The 19,254-nt window shown below is 74.7% G+C and carries 19 protein-coding genes; 11 read left to right on the top strand and 8 right to left on the bottom strand.

What is annotated here, in order from left to right; all coding sequences use genetic code 11:
• Window positions 1-2 precede the first annotated feature (2 nt).
• The 3 genes from O7604_RS28805 (at window position 3) to O7604_RS28795 (ending at window position 1,874) form a co-directional block, all read left to right on the top strand.
• Window positions 3-848 (top strand): peptidase M23, encoded by an 846-nt coding sequence (locus O7604_RS28805; protein ID WP_269700645.1) that lies wholly within the window; start codon window positions 3-5, stop codon window positions 846-848.
• Window positions 849-943: 95 nt separating this feature from the next.
• On the top strand, window positions 944-1,090 hold the full coding sequence (locus O7604_RS28800) for a hypothetical protein (RefSeq protein ID WP_166456378.1): 147 nt from the start codon (window positions 944-946) through the stop codon (window positions 1,088-1,090).
• Between the two features lie 40 nt (window positions 1,091-1,130).
• On the top strand, window positions 1,131-1,874 hold the full coding sequence (locus tag O7604_RS28795; protein WP_269700644.1) for an EcsC family protein: 744 nt from the start codon (window positions 1,131-1,133) through the stop codon (window positions 1,872-1,874).
• Here the strand turns inward: O7604_RS28795 and O7604_RS28790 are convergent.
• Together O7604_RS28790 and O7604_RS28785 are read right to left on the bottom strand one after the other, a co-directional pair.
• Window positions 1,851-2,705 carry a GDSL-type esterase/lipase family protein gene (locus tag O7604_RS28790; protein WP_269700643.1) on the bottom strand — a complete coding sequence of 285 codons (855 nt, stop codon included), beginning with the start codon at window positions 2,703-2,705 and terminating at the stop codon, window positions 1,851-1,853. The two genes, O7604_RS28795 and O7604_RS28790, sit on opposite strands and share 24 nt — an antisense overlap.
• 99 nt (window positions 2,706-2,804) lie before the next feature.
• A complete protein-coding gene (locus O7604_RS28785) occupies window positions 2,805-3,398 on the bottom strand; it encodes an antibiotic biosynthesis monooxygenase (protein ID WP_269700641.1) in 594 nt (197 codons plus the stop codon).
• Window positions 3,399-3,560: 162 nt separating this feature from the next.
• Between O7604_RS28785 and O7604_RS28780 the strand changes: the two genes are divergently transcribed.
• From O7604_RS28780 to O7604_RS28760, 5 genes are all read left to right on the top strand, one after another.
• Window positions 3,561-3,824, top strand: a complete 264-nt coding sequence (locus O7604_RS28780; RefSeq protein WP_269700639.1) for a DUF6343 family protein — start codon at window positions 3,561-3,563, stop codon at window positions 3,822-3,824.
• A gap of 12 nt (window positions 3,825-3,836) precedes the next feature.
• Entirely contained in the window at window positions 3,837-5,249 is a 1,413-nt protein-coding gene (locus tag O7604_RS28775) for an NADP-dependent succinic semialdehyde dehydrogenase (RefSeq protein ID WP_281578382.1), read from the top strand.
• 88 nt (window positions 5,250-5,337) lie between these two features.
• Entirely contained in the window at window positions 5,338-6,303 is a 966-nt protein-coding gene (locus tag O7604_RS28770) for a TIGR03885 family FMN-dependent LLM class oxidoreductase (protein ID WP_281578381.1), read from the top strand.
• A 37-nt stretch (window positions 6,304-6,340) separates the two neighbouring features.
• Window positions 6,341-7,921: a Na+/H+ antiporter gene (locus O7604_RS28765; protein ID WP_269700634.1), complete on the top strand. Its 1,581-nt coding sequence runs from the start codon at window positions 6,341-6,343 to the stop codon at window positions 7,919-7,921.
• Window positions 7,918-8,175, top strand: coding sequence for a UBP-type zinc finger domain-containing protein (locus O7604_RS28760; RefSeq protein WP_210894907.1), 258 nt, complete (start codon window positions 7,918-7,920; stop codon window positions 8,173-8,175). Before O7604_RS28765 ends, O7604_RS28760 begins: the two co-directional genes overlap by 4 nt.
• Before the next feature lies 1 nt (window position 8,176).
• Here the strand turns inward: O7604_RS28760 and O7604_RS28755 are convergent, their stop codons facing one another.
• Both O7604_RS28755 and O7604_RS28750 read right to left on the bottom strand, forming a co-directional pair.
• On the bottom strand, window positions 8,177-8,710 hold the full coding sequence (locus O7604_RS28755) for a GNAT family N-acetyltransferase (protein ID WP_269700633.1): 534 nt from the start codon (window positions 8,708-8,710) through the stop codon (window positions 8,177-8,179).
• A 23-nt stretch (window positions 8,711-8,733) separates the two neighbouring features.
• Entirely contained in the window at window positions 8,734-10,053 is a 1,320-nt protein-coding gene (locus O7604_RS28750) for an MFS transporter (protein WP_281578380.1), read from the bottom strand.
• A 196-nt stretch (window positions 10,054-10,249) separates the two neighbouring features.
• Between O7604_RS28750 and O7604_RS28745 the strand changes: the two genes are divergently transcribed.
• On the top strand, window positions 10,250-10,777 hold the full coding sequence (locus tag O7604_RS28745; protein WP_231915570.1) for a GNAT family N-acetyltransferase: 528 nt from the start codon (window positions 10,250-10,252) through the stop codon (window positions 10,775-10,777).
• A 240-nt stretch (window positions 10,778-11,017) separates the two neighbouring features.
• Here O7604_RS28745 and O7604_RS28740 read toward each other — a convergent pair whose 3' ends face one another.
• On the bottom strand, window positions 11,018-11,938 hold the full coding sequence (locus O7604_RS28740) for a hypothetical protein (RefSeq protein ID WP_269700631.1): 921 nt from the start codon (window positions 11,936-11,938) through the stop codon (window positions 11,018-11,020).
• Window positions 11,939-12,165: 227 nt separating this feature from the next.
• Between O7604_RS28740 and O7604_RS28735 the strand changes: the two genes are divergently transcribed.
• The gene (locus O7604_RS28735; protein WP_281578379.1) at window positions 12,166-12,696 is read left to right on the top strand and encodes a DinB family protein; all 531 of its coding nucleotides are present in this window, start codon (window positions 12,166-12,168) and stop codon (window positions 12,694-12,696) included.
• 12 nt (window positions 12,697-12,708) lie between these two features.
• Here O7604_RS28735 and O7604_RS28730 read toward each other — a convergent pair whose 3' ends face one another.
• Window positions 12,709-13,029, bottom strand: a complete 321-nt coding sequence (locus tag O7604_RS28730; protein ID WP_120570628.1) for a multidrug efflux SMR transporter — start codon at window positions 13,027-13,029, stop codon at window positions 12,709-12,711.
• Window positions 13,030-13,073: 44 nt separating this feature from the next.
• Window positions 13,074-15,680 (bottom strand): glycoside hydrolase family 9 protein, encoded by a 2,607-nt coding sequence (locus O7604_RS28725; protein WP_281578378.1) that lies wholly within the window; start codon window positions 15,678-15,680, stop codon window positions 13,074-13,076.
• A gap of 213 nt (window positions 15,681-15,893) precedes the next feature.
• Here O7604_RS28725 and O7604_RS28720 point away from each other — a divergent pair, with 213 nt between their 5' ends.
• Window positions 15,894-16,619 (top strand): protein phosphatase 2C domain-containing protein, encoded by a 726-nt coding sequence (locus tag O7604_RS28720; protein ID WP_269700625.1) that lies wholly within the window; start codon window positions 15,894-15,896, stop codon window positions 16,617-16,619.
• A gap of 3 nt (window positions 16,620-16,622) precedes the next feature.
• Here O7604_RS28720 and hrpB read toward each other — a convergent pair whose 3' ends face one another.
• On the bottom strand, window positions 16,623-19,127 hold the full coding sequence (gene hrpB / locus O7604_RS28715) for an ATP-dependent helicase HrpB (protein ID WP_281578377.1): 2,505 nt from the start codon (window positions 19,125-19,127) through the stop codon (window positions 16,623-16,625).
• Window positions 19,128-19,254: the final 127 nt, after the last annotated feature.

The following is a 19,254-nucleotide window of genomic DNA, read 5'->3' as shown; positions in this document are numbered from 1 at the left end:
GGATGCGTAACGACGGCAACCTCGACGACCCGTTCGGCTCCGGCCGCCCGGCTGACCGTTCGGACGATACCCCCTCCACCAACCGGTTGACCACACTCCGGGGACTGGTCCGGCGTACCCGTTTCTGGGCACCCACGAACCCCCGGCCCGGCCGGACGAAGCTGGCGGTCGCCACCGGCGCCGCCTGCTGCCTGGGCCTGGTCGGCGTCAGCCAGGCCGGCTTCGGCGCCCCGGACCGCGCCGCCGACCCGGCGCCCTCGGCGGAGGTCGCCGAGCGCGCGGCGGTCGACCCGGCCTCCCGGGCCATGGCCCGGCCGAGCACCGCCCCCGCCACCCCCAGCGCCACCCCGTCCGCGACGGCGAGCCCGAAGGCGACCACGAAGCCCAAGCCGAAGAAGACCGTCCGGCAGATCGTCCCGGTCGCCGGCCTGGACCGTACCCAGATGAACAACGCCAAGAAGATCGTGCAGGCCGGCAAGGAGATGGGCATGCCGCGCCGCGCCCTGGTCATCGCGGTGGCGACCGCCATGCAGGAGAGCACCCTGCTCAACTACGCCAGCGGCGTGCTGCCCGAGTCGCAGAGCTACCCGCACCAGGCCATCGGCTGGGACCACGACTCGGTCGGGTTGTTCCAGCAGCGTCCGAGCAGCGGCTGGGGCACCGTCGAGCAGCTCATGGACCCCGAGTACGCGACGAAGGCGTTCCTGTCCGCGCTGGCCGAGATCCCCGGCTGGCAGGACCTGCCGCTCTCGGTGGCCGCCCAGGCGGTGCAGATCTCGGCGTTCCCGGACGCGTACGCCCAGCACGAGTGGCGGGCCGGCGAAGTGGTGGCCGAGATCCTGGGCTGACCCGGACGGGTGGTTGCCGAAGGACCGATTCGGGTATCAGAGGGCTTGCCGGTCCCAGGTACACATGAAGGGGACCGCGGGACGGGAGGACCCTCATGTCGCTGATGCAACGGATCACCGCCTTCCTGCGATCGCCGCGGGGCCAGCAGCTGGTCGATCGCGGCCGGCGTGAGATGTCGAAGCCGGAGAACCAGGCCCGGCTGCGGCAGATCGCGACCCGGCTGCAGTCGCGCCGGCGCTGACCCGCGTCACCCCCGCCGCACGAGCCCTCCGGAGCCCTTCGTGACCGACCCCGCCCCCGTCGACGGGGAGCCCAACGCCGTCCCCACCGCCCCCGTCCCGCCGGTGGAGGTGCCCGAGGCGCCACCGGCCAAGCTGTGGGACCGGATGCGGGAGGACCCGCAGTACGCGCCGGAGCACCTGGCCCTGGAGGCGGTACGCCGGCTCGGCCCGGAAGCCGCCCAGTGGGCCGCCCGGGAGCGCGCGCTGCGGCCGGGCGTGCCACCGGAGCAGCTCGCCGACCAGGCGGTCCGCAAGTTCGTCAACCACGCCCGGCTCTCCGGTGCGGTGTCCGGCGCGGCCGGGCTGCCCGGCGCGGTGATCGACGTGGGCGTGCTGGCCTGGACCCAGGCCCGGCTGGTGCTGCACGTCGCGGCCGCCTACGGCGCCGACCCGGCGCACCCCGACCGGGCCACCGACCTGCTGGTGCTCCAGCGGGTGCACAAGGCCGCCACGACCGCCCGCCTCGCGCTGGGGGTCGCCGCCGGCCGGGAGCGGGCCGGGGCGTTGTTCGGCGCCGCCGGTGACCGCGCGCTGGGCCGGGTGATGCTCCAGCTCGGCGTCCGGCTGGCGAGGATGGCCGGGGTGCGCGCCGCCAAGCGGATGTTCGCCAAGGTCGTACCGGGTGCCGCGATCGTGCTCGGCACCTGGGCCAACTCGTCGGCCACGAAGGAACTGGCCGACCGTACGCGCGCCCTCTACCGCGCCGCCGGCCCGCAGCAGCTACCGGGCCCGCGTCAGCCCTGACCAGCCGGAGGCGTTCCAGGCCACCTCCGCCAGCCGGCTCTGCCCGGCCGCGTTCGGGTGGAACCAGTCCAGCGCGTTGACCTGGTCCAGCGTGAAGCGGTGGCGGTGCACCGCGCCGCCGTCCCACCGGCAGCGTGACCCGTAGGCCCGGCAGGCGGCGCGCAGTTGCCCGTCGTACGCCTCGATCCGGTCCTTCAAACGGGCCCGGCGGGCCTCCGCGGCGGGCGCTCTCGACGTGGCGCCTGCGAGCAGCGACGGGCAGACGCCCCGCGACCAGGCCCGCACGGCGCGGGGCTCGGTGTGCCCGATCTGCCAGAGCCGGTACAGGTCCGGGATGCTGACCACCAGCACCCGGGCCTTGGGGCGGCCCTCGCGCAGCACGCCCAGCGCCGCGTCGACCTGGTCGCGGAAGGTGGCGACGGGTGTCATGTCGTCGACGTCGCCCCGGCAGGCGTCGTTCGCTCCGATCAGCACGGTGACCAGGTCGGCCTTGTCGCGTACCGCCGACCGGGCCTGGCCGGTCAGCGCGGCCGCGCGGGCTCCCGGCGCGGCCCGGTTGTACGCCCGCAGCCCCGGCGCGTCGGCGCGCAGCCGCCGGTAGAGGCTCTTCACCCGCAGGCCGTCCCCGGTCGACCAGGAGTGGCGTTCGCAGCTCACCAGCACCAGGCAGGAGCCGTAGCCGGTGGTGACCGAGTCGCCCAGCGCGACCAGCACCCCGGGCTCGCCGGGGCGCGGCGTGCCGGAGGGCCGGGGCGACGCGTCGCCGGAGCCGTCACAGGCCAGCGCGACGAGCGCCGCCAGGCAGGCCAGTGCGGTGATCCAGCGTCTCATCGGTCCCCCGTCCGGCGGCGGCAACGGGCGCGTCGACCCTATGCCCCGGCGGGGCTCCGGCGGCGGTTCTGTCGGCTATCGGGCATCGACCACCGTCGTTCACATCTGTCGTGTCGGCGCGGGCCGGCCGTGCAGCCACCGGTGCAGCAACCGGGTGATCCGGGGCAGCACCAGGTAGGTCATCAGCGGGGTGAGCACGAGCGTCATCAGCAGCGTCCGCCCGGCCAGCGGCACGCCGGCGAGGAACCGGGTGGTCAGCAGCGTGGCGGCCAGGCTGAGCGGGAAGAACGCCAGCCAGATCGTGACCGCCTGCTTCCAGCGCGGCGGCGCGGCCGGCTCCGGCTCGCCGAACGTCTCGACCACGTGGTCCACCGGCGGGTCGAACCAGCCCTCGATGCCGGTGCGCCGCTCCACCCGGGTGTGCTCGACGATGCCCTGCGCCGAGCTGAGCCACCAGCGCCGCTGCGGCGAGTCCTCCCAGCCGCGCAGCGTGTCCGCGTCGGCGAAGCGGTACATCACGTGCCACTCGCCCGAGCCGGGGGCGCTGCGGACGAAACCGGCGCCGAGGAAGCCGGGGAAGCTCTCCGCGAGCGCCGTCCCGGCCCGCATCCACGCCACCACCTCGTCGGTACGCGCCGGGTCGGCGCGCCGGGACACGGCGACGGTCACGGGTACGGCCTGCGTCGTGGTCATGCCATCCTCTCCACCGTCCGCGGGATCTCCGCCGGTACCGGCGCACCGATGTAACGCACCCGCCCGCCGGGCGCATCCGGCGCCTGCCCGCCGGGTGTCCCGGATCACCGGCGTTCCCGCGCCGACCGGTTATCCCCGCCCGTGCCGGGGTAGGCCCCAGGAATGACCCGATCACAGCCCCGTCGCGCCCGTGGCACGGTCGGCCACGCGAACAGCGCGCTGAACCTGCGGCTCGCGCTCGCCACGTTCGGTCTGGTCGTGATGACCGTCTTCGCGGTGCTCGCGTTCGCCGCCGGCATCGCCTGGCTGGGTGTCGTCTGCGCGCTGCTCGCCGTGGTGGCGGTGGTCGACCTGGTCGTGATCCAGCGCCGCCGCGCCGCGCGCCGCCGGGAGGAACCGGGCGTGCGGCACTCGCTGTTCGAGTGACAGGAGTACGAGATGCCCATCGCCACCACAAATCCCGCCACCGGACAGGTGCTCAAGACGTACGAGGCGATGTCGGACGAGCAGATCGACGCCGCGATCGAGCGGGCCGACCTCGCCTTCCGGCAGTTGCGCGACACCGCCATCGCGCAGCGGGCCCGCTGGCTCACCGCCGCCGCCGACCTGCTCGACGCCGAGCGCGACGAGACGGCCCGGCTGATGACCACCGAGATGGGCAAGACGTACGCCGCCGCGAAGGCGGAGGTCACCAAGTGCGCCACCGCCTGCCGCTTCTACGCCGACAACGCGCCGGCGATGCTCGCCGACGAGCCCGCCGACGCCGCCGCGGTCAAGGCCAAGCGGGCGTACGTGCGCTACCAGCCGATCGGCCCGGTGCTCGCGGTGATGCCGTGGAACTTCCCGCTGTGGCAGGTGATGCGGTTCGCCGCCCCGGCGCTGATGGCGGGCAACACCGGCCTGCTCAAGCACGCCTCCAACGTGCCGCAGACCGCGCTCTACCTGGAGGACCTGTTCCGCCGGGCCGGCTTCCCCGAGGGCGCGTTCACCACGCTGCTGGTCGGTTCCGACGCGGTCGACCGGATCCTCAGCGACCCCCGGGTACGCGCCGCCACCCTCACCGGCAGCGAGCCGGCCGGCCGGTCCATCGCCCAGATCGCCGGCCGGGAGATCAAGAAGACGGTGCTGGAGCTGGGCGGCAGCGACCCGTTCGTGGTGATGCCCTCGGCCGACCTGGACACCGCCGCCGAGGTCGCCACCACCGCCCGCTGCCAGAACAACGGGCAGTCCTGCATCGCCGCGAAGCGGTTCATCGTGCACACCGACGTCTTCGACGCGTTCGCCGAGAAGTTCGCCGCCCGGATGGCGGCGCTGCGCGTCGGCGACCCGATGGACGACGGCACCGACGTCGGCCCGCTGGCCAGCGAACGCGGCCGCGACGAGGTGCACGCCCAGGTCACCGACGCGGTGGACCAGGGCGCGACGGTGCTCTGCGGCGGCGAGAAGCCGGCCGGGGACGGCTGGTACTACCCGCCGACGGTGGTCACCGACCTGCGCCCGGAGATGCGGATGTGGAGCGAGGAGGTGTTCGGGCCGGTCGCCGGGCTCTACCGGGTCGGCTCGTACGACGAGGCGATCGCTGTCGCCAACGGCACCAGCTTCGGCCTCGGCTCCAACGCCTGGACCAACGACCCGGCCGAGCAGGAGCGCTTCGCCGTCGACCTGGACGCCGGCAACGTCTTCATCAACGGCATGACCACGTCCTACCCGGAGCTGCCGTTCGGCGGTGTGAAGAACTCCGGGTACGGCCGCGAGCTGTCCGCCGCCGGGATGCGCGAGTTCTGCAACACCAAGACCGTGTGGATCGGCGAGGGCCAGGCCGGCGCGGGCGCCGGGGCGCACTCCGAGTGAGGTGTTAACAGGGGCCCCTTCCTCTACCGGAGGCGTCAAGAAGGGGCCCCTGCTTACATCTCCCCCGTGGTGGGTAGGAGTGCCCACCATGACGGCGTTCGGCTTCCACGCATCCCACGAGCAGATCCACCCGGCCCGGCTGCTGGAGGCGGTGATCCACGCCGAGCGCGCGGGCTTCGACGCGGCCATGTGCTCCGACCACTTCTCGCCGTGGAGCGAGCGGCAGGGCCAGTCCGGGTTCGCCTGGTCCTGGCTCGGCGCCGCGCTCCAGGCCACGAACCTGTCCTTCGGCGTGGTGAACGCGCCCGGCCAGCGCTACCACCCGGCGATCATCGCGCAGGCCATCGGCACGCTCGGCGCCATGTACCCGGGACGATTCTGGGCCGCGCTGGGCACCGGTGAGGCCGCGAACGAGCACATCACCGGCGAGGTCTGGCCCCGCAAGGACGTCCGCAGCGCCCGGCTGCGCGAGTGCGTCGACGTGATCCGGGCGCTGCTCGCCGGCGAGGAGGTCAGCCACGACGGCCTCGTCACAGTGGACCGGGCGAAGCTGTGGACCCGGCCGGAGGAGCCGCCCGCGCTGGTCGGCGCCGCGGTCAGCGTCGCCACCGCGCGCTGGTGCGCCGAGTGGGCGGACGGACTGATCACCGTCAACGCGCCGGTCGAGCACCTGCGGCAGATGATCGACGCCTACCGGGACGCGGGCGGACGCGGCCCGCTGCACCTGCAGGTGCACGTGAGCTGGGCGCCCGAGCAGGAACAGGCCGAGGCGATCGCGTACGAGCAGTGGCGCAGCAACGTGTTCGCGCCGCCGGTCTGCTGGGATCTGGAAACCCCCGAGCACTTCGACGTGGCGAGCGCCGACGTGCCGATGTCGAAGGTCGCCGAGACGGTGAACGTCTCCGCCGACCTGGGACGGCACATCGGCTGGCTGGAGGAGTACGTGGCGCTGGGCTTCGACCAGATCGCGCTGCACCACGTCGGGCAGGAGCAGCGCGCCTTCATCGACACGTTCGGCGCCGAGGTGCTGCCGAAGCTGCGCTCCGCCGCCTGATCACACATCGGCGCCGCGGCACATAGGCTCGTCGTTCGTGGATGCTCTGTTCGAGGTCGTGGTCTTCCTGGCCATCGCGACCTTCGGTGCGGCGCTGGCCCGCCGGCTCGGCCTGCTGGCGCCGATCCTGCTGGTGGTGCTCGGCCTCGCGTTGTCCTTCCTGCCGTTCTTCCCGCACGTGCGGCTGGACCCGGACCTCGTGCTGGTGGGCATCCTGCCGCCGCTGCTCTACGTGGCGGCGTTGGAGACGTCGGTGCCGGCGTTCCGGCTCAACCTGCGGCCGATCCTGCTGCTCGCCGTCGGGCTGGTCATCTTCACCGCGTTCGTGGTGGGCACCGTCGTGCACTGGTTCCTGCCCGGACTGCCGTACGCGATCTGCCTGGCGCTCGGCGCGGTGGTGGCGCCGCCGGACGCGGTCGCCGCCACCGCGGTGGCCCGGCGGGTCGGCCTGCCCCGGCGGGTCGTCACCATCCTGGAGGGCGAGAGCCTGGTCAACGACGCCACCGCGCTGGTGCTGCTGCGGGTGGCGATCGTCGCCGCGACCGCCACCACCGGTGGCGTCGGCGTCGGCGCGGTGGCCCGGGAGGTGGTCGTCGCGGCCGGCGGCGGCATCCTGGTCGGTCTGCTGGGCGTGGTGGTCTTCGGCTACCTGCACAAGCGCATCACCGACCCGGTGCTGGACAACGCGCTGTCGTTGATCGTGCCGTTCGCCGTGGTCTTCGCCGCCGAGGAGATCCACGCCTCCGGCGTGGTCGCTGTGGTGGTGACCGGCCTCGGTATCGGGCACAAGTTGCCGTTGTTGCTGTCGGCGGCCTCCCGGCTGCAGGTGACCGCGTTCTGGCGGCTGATCCGGTTCCTCCTCGAAGGACTGGTGTTCCTGCTGGTCGGCCTGCAACTGCCGGAGGTGGTCCGCGACCTCGACGAGCCGATCGGCTCGCTGGCCGCGATCACCGCCGGGGTGCTGGCCGCCGTCTTCCTGTCCCGGTTCGTCTGGGTGTTCCCGGCCACCTACCTGGCCCGCCTCGTGCCCCGGATCCGCCGGCGCGACCCGGTGCCGCCGGTGCAGTTCCCCGTCGTCATCGGCTGGGCCGGCATGCGGGGCGTGGTGACGCTCGCTGCCGCGCTGGGCCTGCCGCTCACCCTCGCCGACGACGCGCCGTACCCGCGTGCGCTGCTCATCTGGCTGGCCTTCGCGGTGATCGTCGCGACGCTTGTCGGGCAGGGCGCCACGCTGCCCTGGCTGGCGCGGCGGCTGCGGCTGCCGCCGGACGACCCGGTGCAGGACGCGCTGTCCGCCGCCGGGGTGCAGCAGCGGGCCAGCCGGGCCGCCCGGGAACGCCTCGACGAGCTGGCCGAGGGCGCGCCGGAGGCGGTGGTGGAACGCCTGCGCGGGCTGACCACCTCCCGCGCCAACCTGGCCTGGGAGCGACTGGGCGGCACCGAACGGGAAACCCCCTCCCAGGCGTACGCGCGCCTGCGGCAGGAGATGATCGACGCGGAGCGGGAGGTGTTCCGGGCCGCCCGCGACTCCGGCCAGATCCCGGAGGAGGTGCTCACCCGCGCCTACCGTGATCTGGATCTGGAGGAGTCCATGCTGCGACAGGAGGTCGTCGAATGAGCTGCCAGCACCTGGCCGAGGCGGGCACCGCCGAGCCCGGCACCACGACCGAGTGCCCGGACTGCGTGGCGATCGGCAACCCGGACTGGGTGCACCTGCGCGCCTGCCTGACCTGCGGGCACGTGGGCTGCTGCGACTCGTCGCCGTACCAGCACGCCACGAAGCACTTCGAGTCCACCGGGCACCCGGTGATGCGGTCGGTGCAGCCGGGGGAGTCGTGGCGCTGGTGCTTCGTGGACGAGGAGATCGGCTGACTCAGCCGACCCGGCGCTCCAGCACCTGCCCGGTCCACGTCGGGCGGCCCGGCCGCTCCACCGTGAACGGCTCGGTGGCGGTGAACCCGCAGCGCTCGTAGAACCGCACGAGCGCCCGGTCCGGGCTGCGGAAGCAGTCGACCCGCAGCAGGCCGACGCCGCGGTCGCGGGCCAGTTCCGCCGCGTACGCCAGCAACCGCGCCCCGATCCCGTACCCCGCGTACGCCCGGTCGGTGACCAGCAGGTTCACGTACAGCTCCGGTTCGGTGGCCGGCGGCACGTACTCGGTCGCCGCGCCCAGCACCAGCGCGCCCACCACCGTCGCGTCGATCTCCGCGAGGTACAGGCCGTTCCCGGCCGCCCACGCGTCGGCCTGGGCGATGCGGCGCGGGTCGATCGACGCCGGCTCGGTGCCCCACTGGTCGGTACGCCCGAGTTCGGCCAGCCAGGCGGTGGCGCTGTCGAGAAGCCGGAGCAGCGTCGGGGCGTCGCCGGGCCCACCCGGGCGGATCGTGATGCTCTGCTGGTCGGTCATGCCGCCATGCTGCTACACGCCGCTCACCCGGGCACCCCGGCGGGCCGGGCCTCCGGCGCCGGCCGGTTGGCGATCGCCCGGCGGGCCAGCGCCGGGGCGGCCAGCCCGGCGGAGGCGAAGACCCCGCCGAGGACCAGCCAGCCGGCCGGACCGCCGCCGAGCACCAGCAGCGTGAGCAGGCCCCGGCCGAGCGCCTGGGCCAGCCCGGCGAGCAGGCCGTCGGCGCCCTGGTAGGCCCCGATCGCCCCGGGTGGGGCCAGGTCGTAGGCGAGGCCCGCGCCGGCCGCGCCGTGCCACAGGTCGCCCACCGTCCACACCGCCGTGGCCACGAGCAGCAGGACGACCGCCGGGAGCACCGGCAGGACGCCGGTCACGGCGTACAGGGGTGTCGCCGCGGCGAGCACCAGCCCGGCCCGGCGCAGCTTCCGGGCGGCCGGCGCGGCCCGCTCCGCGCCCCGGCTCAGCCGGACCGCGAGCAGCACGGTGAGGACCGTGTTGGCGAGCAGCACCGCCGACACCACGGGCGGCGGCGCGCCGGCGCGGTCCACCGTCCACAGCGGCACGACGAGCACGAGCACCGTCACGTGCGTGCTCAGCACCGCCGACGCGCCGCTCACCGCGAGGAACCGTCCGTCCCGCAGCGGTCCGCCGCGCCGCCGCGCGCCCGGTCCGCGTCGGGTGCCGCCGCCGGTCGTCATCGTTCCGGGCGTCGTCTCCGCGTCGGGTGCCGGCCTCGCCGCCGTGGCCCGGCGCGCGTCGGCGGCCGGCTGCGGCGGCAGGCGCAGCAGCAGTGCCGCCGAGAGCAGGTAGGTGGCCGCGTTGCCGACCACGAGCACCTGGTACGCCTGGTGCGTGTCCACCGCGAGCGCGATTCCGGCCAGCGCGGTACCGACGGTGATGCCCAGGTTCGCCACCGCGCGCAGCGTGGCGAAGGCGTGCACCCGGCCGTCCGGGCCGCCCACCGCCGCGACGAGCGCCGCCCGTACCGCCAGGTTGCCGGCCGCGAGCAGCGCCTCCGGCACCGCCACCGCCAGGAACGCCGGGAACGAGCCGACCAGCAGGTACGCGAGCGCGGCGACCGCCTGGCCCACCTGGAGGACGGCCCGGAGCGTACGCGGATCCCACCTGTCGGCCAGCGCGCCCAGCGGCACGCTCGCGCTCAGCCCGACCAGCCCGGCGACGGTGAGCCCGGCGCCCACCGAGGTGGCGGAGAGGCCCACGTCCCGGGTCAGGTAGAGCGCCCCGCCCGCCAGCCACAGGCCCGCGCCGACCGTGTTGACCAGCGTGGCGTACGCGAGGGTGCGTAGCGGCCCGGGCGGCGGGAGCGGCGAGACGCGTCCCATCAGCGGGGTCCGGCGGGGGCCATGGGGTCGACGCTAGGACTGTTCCGGCTGGCCCGGAGCCCCGCGGGGGGCGACGCCTGTCACACCGCGAGCCCGCCGGGCGTCGCCGCCGCCGGTCACCGCCGAAACATCCGGAGCGAGCGCGGTGCGGGAAATCCGCTCGCCTGCCAGTCCCCGCTCTGCCAGGGTCGGCGCCGTGGAGCGCAGCAGGATCGCCAGGGCCGAGGAACTGACCGAGGTGCAGCGGATCGAGGTGGCTTCCGGCACCCCGTTCCGGGAGATCGGCATGACCCTGGTGGCCGACATGCCGCCGCTGCCGGTGGAGGCGCTGGCCGCCGGGCAGCGCGCCGGCCGGCTGTGGGTGGCGACCGACCCGGCCGACCGGCCGATCGCGTTCGTGCTCGCCGATCTGGTCGACGGCGCGGCGCACGTGCAGCAGCTCAGCGTCGATCCGGCGTACGCCCGCCGTGGCATCGGGCGGCGTCTGCTCGACCGGGTGGCGGTGTGGGCGTCGTCGCAGGGGTTGCCGGCGTTGACGCTGACCACGTTCCGCTCGGTGCCGTGGAACGGGCCCTACTACGTGCGGTGCGGATTCCGCGAGCTGAGCGGCGCGGAGTTGACGCCCGGCCTGATCGAGCTGCTGGCCGCCGAGGCGGCGCTGGGCCTCGACCCGGCCGAGCGGATCGCGATGCGCCGCCCCGTCCCCGCACGCCTACCCGACTGAGCGGTTGACCGTCGACCGGGCATCGGGGCAGTGCCACGTTCCGGTTGATCGCCACCCCGTCCGTCGCGTACGAGCCAGTCCCACGTTCCGGGCCAGGTAGAGCGCCCGGCCGGCCCATCAGCGGGGTCCGGCCGGGGCCATGAGGTCGACGCTAGGCGCGGGTCGGCTGTCGCGGTGCCCTGGACAAAGCGATGCCGCTCACCCCGCGGATCAATCCCCGCGCTCCGGTGAGCGCGCCGTTCAGCGTCCGTCGGACCAAGGTGTCAAGTCGGCGAGGCGTTCGGTCGCCAGGCAGGAGATCAGGCAGCGCTCCTTGGCGTCGCCGAGCAGTCGGGCGGTCCAGTCGGTGAAGCCGCCGTCACCGACATCCCGCTTGTCGTCGTGCAGCGAGACGCGCAGCGCGGCGCCCCGGTAGTAGCCGCGACCGCGTTTTCGCTCCGGCTCGTCGTGCAGGGGAACAAGGCTGTCGCCGAACGCGGGCCGGACGGTGTCGTGGAGCCGTTCGCCGACGATCGGGTCCAGGGCCGTGACGTGCAACCGCGGTGCGGCCGCCGGAGCCAGCTCGGTCAGCACGGTGCGCCAGAAGGTGAGATGCCGCAGAAGCAGTCGGGCCTCGGTGCGCCCCGAACCGGTGTCCCGTGTGGTGGAGACCAGCGCGCAGAGCCGGAAGTGGGTGGACGCGTCAGGACCGAAGTCCTGTGCCCGCAGCACCCGGTGCATCGCGGCCAGGTGCACCTCGTCGGCCTGGCTGCGGCGCGCCGCTGCCTCCACCGCCAAGGCGTTCGTCGGGTCGCTGACCACCTCCGTGCCGCGCATCGTGGAGACGATCCGGTGCTGGCTGACCGGTGCGACGGCGGCGCAGGTGCCGAGTGGCGCCACCGGCGACAACTCCACCCCTGCCGCATCCGGCGGCAACAGCGCCCAGATCCGACCCTCCAAGCGGGACAGCACACGCGGGTCGGCAGCGGACGGCCGGACGAAGCGGTCCTCATTCCAGCGCCGCAGCACCTGCGCCGGACGGACGGCCCCGGCGCGGTCCCGGGCGACGCCGAGAAGCAGCGTTCGCAGGTCCGCCGCCGGGAGCGCAGCCAACGCATCGCGGCTGCCGGGCGGCATTGCCGCCCACACCCGACGTTCCGCGTCGCCGCCCACGAAGGTCACGGTCGCGCACGTGCCTGTACGAGTCCACCGGGTTTTCGGCAAGCCGGGTGAGCGCGGCCGGCAGCCCTCGGGAAGGACAAGCTTCTGAACGTTATGCCTCTCAGTCATAAGTATGACTCAGGGGCATAACGCTGGAGGGACAACTCTTCTGTTCCGGGGCGACACGCCGCTTCGGGAAGGGCGCTTAACCGGTCGACCGGGGGCGTCTGCCGTGCCACGATCGCGCGGTGCCCGCCTCCGTGACCGCCCTGCTGCGCCGGCAGTTCGACCTGACCTGGGCGCTTGCCGAGTACCACCTCGACCGGCTGGAGCCGGCGGACTTCCTCTGGGAGCCGGCCGCACTCTGCTGGACGATGCGCCGGGACCCGGCGGGCGGGTGGAGCCCGGACTGGGCCGACACCGAGCCGGATCCGGTGCCGGTGCCCACGATCGCCTGGCTCACCTGGCACATCGGCTGGTGGTGGTCGGTCGCCGCCGACCACGTGCGGCAGCGGCCGGCGCGGGAACGCGACGATATCCGCTGGCCCGGGCCGGGGGACGACACGCTCGCCTGGCTGCGGGAGCTGCGGACGGAGTGGGCGGGCGCGCTGGACGCGCTGACCGCTGACGACCTGGACCGGCCGTCCGCGTACCCCTGGCCCTCCGACGCGGGGTTCACCGTCGCGGACCTGGCCGCGTGGGTGAACGCCGAGCTGATGAAGAACGTGGCCGAGATCGGGCAGCTCCGGCTGCTGCGCGCGGCGGGGCTGCCGGCCTGAGCCGGGCCGTGCTCAGTGCGCGCCGCCGAGGTTGAGCACCACCACCCCGGCGATGACCAGTCCCGCCCCGACCACCTTCGTCACGCTCAGCGGCTCACCGAGGAACGCCGCGCCGATTGCCATGATGGCGGCGGTGCCGAGGCCGGACCAGACCGCGTACGCGACACCGACCGGGATGTCCTTCACGGCCAGCGAGAGCAGCCCGAACGCGGACAGGTACGCCACGGCGAGGCCGAGCGTCGGCCAGAGGCGGGTGAAGCCGTCGGTGGCCTTGAGCAGACTGGTGCCGATCACCTCGGCGGTGATCGCGCCGAGCAGGAACAGGTACGCCATCGCAGGACCGTACCCGGTCCTGCGATGGCGCCCGGTCAGCTCGGTCAGGAGACCGTGCAGGCCTTGCCGTTCAGGGTGACCAGCCCCGGATCCGGGTTGGGGAACCGGGAGGCGGTGCCGTTGAAGCCGAACGTGGTGGACGCGCCCGGCGCCAGCTTCGCGTTCCAGGACATGTTCTTCGCGGTGACGGTGGCGCCGCTCTGGCCGAGCTGCGCCGACCACGCGTGGTCCACCTTCTGGTCGCCGAGGAACGCCCAGCGCAGGCTCCACCCGTTCACCGCCGTGGTGCCGGTGTTGCGCACCGTCACCTGGGTGGTGAAGCCGGACGGCCAGCTCCCGTGCGTGGTGTAGGTGACCGCACAGGACGGCGCCGGGACCGCGCCCGCGTCACCCTGGTCGGCCAGGAACGACGCGAGCCAGGCCAGCGCCGAGTTCCAGTTGATCGCCACCTCGTTCGTCGCGTACGAGTTGATGTCGTCGACGAAGCAGAACATCGGCGCGCACCCGGCGAGCAGGCTCGCCGCGAACGGGTCCTGCAGGGCGGCGTTCGGACCACCGGCGAGCGAACCGGCCGGCGGGCGCGGCAGGTCCGGGTTCAGCTGGTGGCCGAAGATCCGGCTGTGCTGGTTGCGGGCGTGCTGCTCGCCCCACCCGGTCACGTACGACATGTTCAGCGCGTTGCGGCCGAACAGGTAGTCGGCGGCCTGCACCGCGCCGTCCCGGTACTTCGCGTCCCGGCTCAGGTCGAACGCGGTGGCCAGCACGATCGCGTTGTTCACCAGGTTGCTGTTGCTGCCCCAGACGTACGCGTCGGCGCTGCCCGGGAACGGCAGCCCGTACGCCTGGCCGGCGATCGTGGCCAGGTAGCTGTCGGCGGCGGCGGTGATCGACTCGCGGATGCGGGTCTTCTCCGCGGCCGGCAGCGTGTTCGGCACGGTGGCCAGGTCCATGCGGCCCAGCGCGGCGACGCTCTGCCAGCCGAACGCGCCGTTCGGGGCGAACACGTCGGCGGTGTGCAGCGGCGAGCCGGTGACGTCGGCCAGGTACGCCTTGTCGCCGGTGGTCAGCCACAGCTCGGCCGCGGCCCAGTAGAACTCGTCGCTGACGTTGGTGTCGTCGTACGCGCCGCCGCCGGTGCTGTCGCTGGCCGGGGCATAGATCGCCGGGTTCGCCTTGGCCGCCGCGTACGCGGTCTTCGCGGCGGTGCCGCAGCGCGCGGCGAACGCGGCGTCGTACGGGGCGTACAGCCGCTGGCACTGCGCGGCGACGGCGGCCAGGTTCAGCGTGGCGGCGGTGGACGGCGCGTGCAGCTCACGCGGCTCCGGGTCGTCCTCGGGCTGCAGCGGCAGGCCGGTCCAGTTCCGGTCGTGGATCTTGTGGTGGACCATCCCGGCCAGCGGCTTGCCCGCGGGCACCTGCATACGCAGCAGGAACTCCAGCTCCCAGCGCGCCTCGTCGAGCACGTCCGGCACGTCGTTGCCGCGCTCGGGCAGCCGCAGCGTGGAGTCGCCCAGGGCGGCGCCGCCGTCGGCGGTCTCGGCGGTCTTGGTCCGCTCGAACGTGCTCAGGAGCTGGTAGGTGGCGATGCCGCCGTTGACGACGTACTTGCCGTGGTCGCCCGCGTCGTACCAGCCGCCGCGTACGTCCAGCGAGTAGTCGCAGACGCCGGCCTTGCACGGCACGTCGGTGTCACCCTGGTTGGGCGCGACGCCGAGGTGGCCGGCCGGGCGGGCGTACTCCTCGCCGATCAGGTCGCCGTCGATCTCGATGCCGCTGCGCTGGGCGTAGAAGAACTGCAGCGAGTCGGAGCGCAGCCGGTCGTAGAGCGCGCCGGAGATGTCGAACGGGTGGCTGGTCTCGCCGTCCACGGTCAGCGTGTAGCCGGTGCCCGGCGTGCGGTACGCGGAGAAGTCGACCGTCTGCACGTTCTGCGCCGAGGCGGCGTCGGTGCCGCGCGGCGTGGTCTCGCCGCTGGCCACCACGGTGCCGCCGGCCGCCTTCAGCTGCCACGGCAGCGCGTCGGTGGCCTCGGTGACCACGGTGGCGTGCTTCGGCCCGCCGGGCAGGTAGCCGACCTGGTTGACCCGGACCCGGGGACCGGTGTCCGGCTCGTACGGAGGTGCCGGCTCCCCGCCGCGCAGCGACACGTTGTCCAGGCAGAACGTCTGCGCCTGGGCGCTGCCGCCGATCTGGAAGATCAGCTGGGCGGTGGGGTTGTCGGCCGGTGAGGTGAACGTGGTGGTGACGCGCTGCGCGGTGCCGGTGGCTGTGGCGTCGACGCTGGCGTACGTGGTGTAGGGGGCGCTGCCGAGCTGGAGCACCGCCTTGAGGGGGGCGCCGGGGGTCGCGGAGACGTCGAAGGACAGTTCGTACTCGGCGCCCTGGGTCAGCGGCACCGCGTCCTGGCCGATGCCGGCGTCCCACGGGTTGGCGGTGCCCGCCGCGACGGAGGTGCAGAGGCGGCCGTCGACGACCGCGAGGTCGCCGGTGCCGTAGGAGAACCAGGGGGAGACGCCGGCGCTGAAGTCGCCGTTTCGAAGTTGTTCGGGGGCGTCCGGCGGCACCTCGGCGCTCGCCGGGCCGGCGGTGAGGCCGGTGAGCGCCAGCGTGGTGGCCGCGAGTGCGGCGAGCCGACGACGGGATCGGGTCACGGAGGTTCCTTCCGTGCTCGGGGGTGGTGGGGGAGACCGGGAACTGGGAGCGCTCCCAATATCAGCCCGATGTTTCCACCGCGTTCCGCCGCTGTCAATCGATCCGGCCCGATGGGGCACGCGCGCCCTCGCGCGGTGCGGTTCGGCGCGCCACGTACGATGTCAGTGATCTCCTAGAGACATCCGAGCCCTCGACCTGGCAGGCTGCGACCCATGACCCTGAAGCTTCGTTCCGTCGGAGCGAGCGACCGTGGGCTGATCCGCAGCGGTAACCAGGACGCGCAGCACGCGGGTGCCTGGCTGGTCGCGGTCGCCGACGGCATGGGCGGCATGGCGGCCGGCGACCTGGCCAGCCGCATCGCCATCGACGCGATCGCCCCGCTGGACGTGGAGACGCCGGAACACGCGCTCGTCGCCGCGCTCCAGGGCGGGATCGAAGTGGCCACCGCGCAGATCCGCCGGGCCGTCGAGGAGGACCCGGAACGCCAGGGCATGGGCACCACGCTCACCGCGCTGCTGTTCGCCCGCACCGGCAGCTGCCTCGCGCTGGCGCACGTCGGCGACTCCCGGGCCTACCTCTACCGCGAGGGCGTGCTCAAGCAGGTCACCCGCGACGACACGTTCGTGCAGATGCTCGTCGACCAGGGCGTCATCACCGCCGAGCAGGCCAGCAGCCACCCCCGGCGGGCGGTGGTGACCCAGGCGTTGCAGGGCGACGAGGTGTCGCCGTCGTACGCCACGATGGTGCCCCGGGCCGGCGACCGCTGGCTGCTGTGCAGCGACGGCCTCTCCAACGTGGTCCGCGCCGACACGCTCACCGAGGTGCTCAGCGAGCAGCCGGAACGCGACGCCTGCGCGGCCCGGCTGATCGACCTGGCGTTGCGCGCCGGCGGCCCGGACAACATCACCGTCGTGATCGCCGACGTCGTCGAGGAGTAGCCCTCACCGCCGGCGCGGCGCAGCCCTCCGGGTCGGCTCGGCCGTGGTCGGGTCCTCCGGCCAGGGATGGCGCGGGTAGCGTCCGCGCAACTCCGAGCGCACCTGCGGATAGCCGGTGCGCCAGAACGACGCCAGGTCCGCGGTGACCGCCACCGGCCGTCCCGCGGGGGAGAGCAGGTGCAGCAGCACCGGCACCCGCCCGCCGGCGATGCGCGGCACGTCCCGCCAGCCGAACGTCTCCTGCAGCTTGACCGCCAGCACCGGGGCGGCCGGGTCGGCGTAGTCCACCCGGATCCGCGAGCCGCTGGGCACCTCGACCCGCTCCGGGGCCAGCTCGTCCAGCCGCGCCGCCTGCCGCCAGTCCAGCAGCCGCCGCAGCGCCGCCGTCACGTCCACCCGGTGCAGGTCGGCCCGGCGCCGGGCGCGGGCCAGCTCCGGGCCGAGCCAGGCCGGCGCTTCGGCGAGCAGGGCCACGTCGGAAACGTCCGGCCAGTCGTCACCGAGCGCCTGGCGGCAGAACGCCAGCCGGTGGCGCAGCGCGGTCGCCTCGGGCGTCCACCGCAGCAGTCCCGTCCCTTCCTGCCGCAGCCCGTCCAGCAGCGCCGCCGCGACCAGCTCCGGTTCCGGCGCGGTCAGCGGCCGGTCGACCAGCTCGACAGCGCCGAGTCGGACCACCTCGCGGGCCACCACGTCCCCGCCGGACCAGGCCACCTCCCGCCCGGTGTCCAGCAGCGCGGCCCCGGCCTCCCGGGCGGTCGCCTCGTCGATCGGCGCGGCCAGCCGCACCCGGGCGGCAGGCGCGCCGGGGGAGCGGTCGGCCACCGCGACGGCCAGCCACGCCGACCCGGCCAGCCCCGACCCGGGCGCCAGCTCCGCCGCGGTGCCGCCGGCCATCAGGTACGCGGACGCGCCCGGCCGCCGCGCCCGGGCCAGCCGTTCCGGGTACGCGAGCCCGGCGAGCAGCCCCGCGGCCAGATCGTCGGGCAGGCGCTCCCGCTCGGCGCCGTCGGCGGGCAGGGCGGCGCGCAGGCGGCGTACCTCGGTGCGCCAGCGCGCGGTGGCGGCCGGGTCGGTGCCGTCGCGCAGCCGCCGCCAGCGGGCGGGCAGGTCGTCCCCGGTCCCGCCCAGCGTGTCCTCGCCGAGGATCGCCACCACCTGGGCGGCCCGGTCGGCACCGACCCGGGGTGCGCCGTCCAGCAGCGCCCGCGCCAGCCGGGGATGTGTGCCCGCCGCCGCTACCGCCCGCCCCCGCGCGGTGATCCGGCCGTCGTGGTCCACCGCGCCGAGCGTGGTCAGCGTCTCCCGCGCCACCGTGAGCGCGGCCGGTGGCGGTGGGTCGGGCAGCGCCAGCCCGGTGCCGTCCGGCGTGCCCCAGGCCGCCAGCTCCAGCGCGAACCCGGTCAGGTCGGCGGTGGCGATCTCCGGTTCGGGCTGCGGGGCGAGCCGTTCGTGTGCCGCCTCCGACCAGCAGCGGTAGACCGCGCCGGGCGCCTCCCGCCCGGCCCGGCCGGCCCGCTGGGTGGCCCCGGCCCGCGACACCGGCACCGTGACCAGCGCGCCCAGCCCTCGGGCCAGGTCGGTGCGGGGCACCCGGCTCAGTCCGGCGTCCACCACCACCCGGACCCCGGGGACGGTCAGGCTGCTCTCCGCCACCGCCGTCGCGAGCACCACGCGCCGTCCGGCGGCCGGGGTGAGCGCCGCGTCCTGGGCGGGCCCGGGCAGCCGGCCGTGCAGGGGCAGTACCGCGACCTCGCGCAGGTCGGCCAGGCGGCGCGCGACGGCGCCGATCTCGCCCGCGCCGGGCAGGAAGACCAGCACGTCACCGTCGCGTTCGCGCAGCGCCCGGCGGACCGTGGCGGCCACGTGGTCGAGCAGCGCCGGGTCGACCCGGCCCGCGCCGGGCGGCGTCACCGGGCGCGGCGGCGGCGCCCACACCCGCTCGACCGGATGCAGCGCGGCCTCGGCGCGTACCACGGGGGCGGGGTCGCCGGCGCCGAGCAGCGCGGCGAACCGGTCCGTCCGCGGGGTGGCCGACATCGCCAGCAGCCACAGGTCCGGGCGCAGCGTCGCGCGGGCCTCGACGCTGAACGCCAGCGCCAGGTCGGCGTCGAGGTGCCGCTCGTGGCACTCGTCGAGCACTACCGCGTCCACGCCGGGCAGCTCCGGGTCGTGGTGCAGACGGCGGACCAGCAGACCGGTGGTGACCACCTCGACGCGGGTACGCGGGCCGACCCGGCGCTCGCCGCGAACCGCGTACCCGATCCGGTCGCCGACCCGCTCGCCGAGCAGGGTGGCCATCCGGTGTGCGGCGGCGCGGGCGGCCACCCGCCGGGGCTGGGCGATCACCACGCGGCCGGTGACCGCGTCGGCGACCGCGAGCGGCGCGGTGGTGGTCTTGCCGGTGCCCGGCGGCGCCACCAGGACGGCGGCGCCGCGCTCGCGCAGCGCGTCGACGAGCGCCGGCAGGACCGGGCGGACCGGCAGGTCGAGCGGGAGGTCGGCGAGCACCGACCCACTCTCGCACCGTGCCGCCGGCCGGTTCGCGCTGCCCCCGGACGCGGAACGGCCCGGCCGGCGCACCGCCGACCGGGCCGGGTGGCGTCGCGCCGGGTCCGCCGACCCGGCCGCCGCCCCT

The organism is Micromonospora sp. WMMA1947 (assembly GCF_027497355.1).
GTDB lineage: Bacteria > Actinomycetota > Actinomycetes > Mycobacteriales > Micromonosporaceae > Micromonospora.
The sequence above is the reverse complement of the archived record's forward strand: the minus strand, read 5'-3'. Positions and strand labels throughout refer to the sequence as shown.

Excerpts from the sequence above, each read along its gene's own strand:
- O7604_RS28805 (WP_269700645.1), top strand. The coding sequence starts at position 3 with ATGCGTAACGACGGCAACCTCGACGACCCGTTCGGCTCCGGCCGCCCG.
- O7604_RS28800 (WP_166456378.1), top strand. The coding sequence starts at position 944 with ATGTCGCTGATGCAACGGATCACCGCCTTCCTGCGATCGCCGCGGGGC.
- O7604_RS28790 (WP_269700643.1), bottom strand. The coding sequence starts at position 2,705 with ATGAGACGCTGGATCACCGCACTGGCCTGCCTGGCGGCGCTCGTCGCG.
- O7604_RS28785 (WP_269700641.1), bottom strand. The coding sequence starts at position 3,398 with ATGACCACGACGCAGGCCGTACCCGTGACCGTCGCCGTGTCCCGGCGC.
- O7604_RS28780 (WP_269700639.1), top strand. The coding sequence starts at position 3,561 with ATGACCCGATCACAGCCCCGTCGCGCCCGTGGCACGGTCGGCCACGCG.
- O7604_RS28775 (WP_281578382.1), top strand. The coding sequence starts at position 3,837 with ATGCCCATCGCCACCACAAATCCCGCCACCGGACAGGTGCTCAAGACG.
- O7604_RS28770 (WP_281578381.1), top strand. The coding sequence starts at position 5,338 with ATGACGGCGTTCGGCTTCCACGCATCCCACGAGCAGATCCACCCGGCC.
- O7604_RS28760 (WP_210894907.1), top strand. The coding sequence starts at position 7,918 with ATGAGCTGCCAGCACCTGGCCGAGGCGGGCACCGCCGAGCCCGGCACC.
- O7604_RS28755 (WP_269700633.1), bottom strand. The coding sequence starts at position 8,710 with ATGACCGACCAGCAGAGCATCACGATCCGCCCGGGTGGGCCCGGCGAC.
- O7604_RS28750 (WP_281578380.1), bottom strand. The coding sequence starts at position 10,053 with ATGGGACGCGTCTCGCCGCTCCCGCCGCCCGGGCCGCTACGCACCCTC.
- O7604_RS28730 (WP_120570628.1), bottom strand. The coding sequence starts at position 13,029 with ATGGCGTACCTGTTCCTGCTCGGCGCGATCACCGCCGAGGTGATCGGC.
- O7604_RS28720 (WP_269700625.1), top strand. The coding sequence starts at position 15,894 with ATGACCCTGAAGCTTCGTTCCGTCGGAGCGAGCGACCGTGGGCTGATC.